Annotated in this window: 1 protein-coding gene; it reads right to left on the bottom strand. The window is 35.0% G+C overall.

Annotation, left to right across the window (positions count from 1 at the left end; genetic code table 11):
• Positions 1–65: 65 nt before the first annotated feature.
• The gene (locus tag AOG54_RS03005; RefSeq protein WP_054964360.1) at positions 66–1748 is read right to left on the bottom strand and encodes an AMP-binding protein; all 1683 of its coding nucleotides are present in this window, start codon (positions 1746–1748) and stop codon (positions 66–68) included.
• Positions 1749–1837 lie beyond the last annotated feature (89 nt).

The raw sequence follows: 1837 nt of genomic DNA, 5'->3' as shown, positions 1-1837 counted from the left end.
TAAAGACTTATATAATATAATTATTAATAAAAGAAATCTACTACTTTTTATAAAATATAAAAATACTAATACTTTTTCATAAAATATTCAAACTCGCCGATCATATTATTGTCCCTTTTTTCCTTTTCAATTTCCCTGAGATTATTCCTCCTGATTTTGCCGCTAATTGTTTTTGGGAGGTCATTAACAAACTCTATTATTTCCGGCAATTTATATGATGGCAGCAACTTTTTAACACCATTAAATATGGTTCTGGCAGTCTCCTCATTCTTCTCATGCCCATCCTTTAATACAATAAATGCCTTTACCTTCTGGTATTTAAGCCTATCAGGACTTCCAACAACAGCGGATTCCAAAACAATACCGGTGGCAATTATTGCACTCTCCACCTCAAATGGTCCAATACGGTAGTCTGATGATTTTATAACATCATCTGACCTGCTGACAAAATAAAAGTTCCCATCGTCATCCCTGTATGCCCTGTCGCCGGTAAGATAATAATCTCCTATGAAGACCTCCCTGTTTTTCTCATCATCAGAGTATCCTAAAAATAAACCGTATGTGCCTTTATAATTTTTTACAGCCATGAGGCCCGGCTCGAAGCTTTTGTTAATTTCGTTCATTTCTTCATCAAGCAAAACAATATTGTATGTGGGCAGCGGCCTTCCCATTGATCCTGGAATTACAGATTTTCCGGGGAGGTTTGCAACCATTGCAGTGCTCTCTGTTTGCCCGTAATAATCCCTGACTGTTGTTCCGAATTTCTCACGCCATTTATTTATAATCTCGGCATTTAAAGGTTCACCGGCACTTACAGTTTCCCTTAAATCCTTAAGTTCAATTCCGTCAAGATTTGCAGAGATAAACTGCCTCCAGGCCGTTGGCGGGGCACAGAACGAATTAACATGGTATGAATCCAGCACCTCAAGGTATTTTCTAACATTCAGCTTACCGGAATAATCTATTGATAACACTGTGGCACCCGCTGTCAGTGGGGAAAAAACAGAACTCCATGAAAATTTTGCCCATCCCGGTGAGCTTAAATTAACATGTATGTAATTCTCCCTGATGCCTATTGCGGTGGCTGTTGATAATTGTCCTATTGGATAAAGCACTGCGCTGTGGTTCACAGTTTTTGGCATTCCGGTTGTTCCCGATGTGAAGTATTTTATAAATACATCATTAATGAATAATTTCTCGCCTTCAGCTGTGTTATTTTCATTATTTATCTCCTTAATGTTAATGGCATCATCATAGTTTCCTATTGATATCTTCAATGGCCTATTTTTCAATGACCTTGATATCTTTTTCATATTCTCTGAATCGGCAATTATTACATCAGGTACTATGCTTGAGAACCTGAATTTTAGCTCAAATTCTGTAAGATTTGGGGCCAGTGGAATTAATGTGTATCCAGCCTTAAGGGCGGCCAGCATTATGTACCACTGCTCTGTTAATGCTGGTGACATTAAGTAAATTACAGCAGATTTTTTTATGCCATGTTTCCTTAATAAATTAATTAATTTATTATAATTTGAAATCAACCGGTTATATGAAACATTAATTTCCATTTCATTTTCCATATTGTAGTATATCACTGCATTTTTATCAGAACCATAAAATTTTTCAAAAATTTCTTGAACCCAGTTGAATGGTTCTGGCGGTTTCATATTTCTTAAATCCTCAAGAATCCTATACCTTTCATCATAATTTTTTTTAACTTTTTCATACAATTCAGTAATGTTCATAAAAAAGAATATATATGGTTAAATAAAAAGTTTTTTATATATTCATTTTTCTTCATTATAAAATAAATGTCTTTATAGGGTTATTCATG

The sequence above is a fragment of the Acidiplasma aeolicum genome, from assembly GCF_001402945.1.
In the GTDB taxonomy this organism is placed as follows: Archaea; Thermoplasmatota; Thermoplasmata; order Thermoplasmatales; family Thermoplasmataceae; genus Acidiplasma; species Acidiplasma aeolicum.
Note: the sequence above shows the minus strand (reverse complement) of the source record. Positions and strands in the feature narration are given on the sequence as shown.

Excerpts from the sequence above, each read along its gene's own strand:
- AOG54_RS03005 (WP_054964360.1), bottom strand. The coding sequence starts at position 1,748 with ATGAACATTACTGAATTGTATGAAAAAGTTAAAAAAAATTATGATGAA.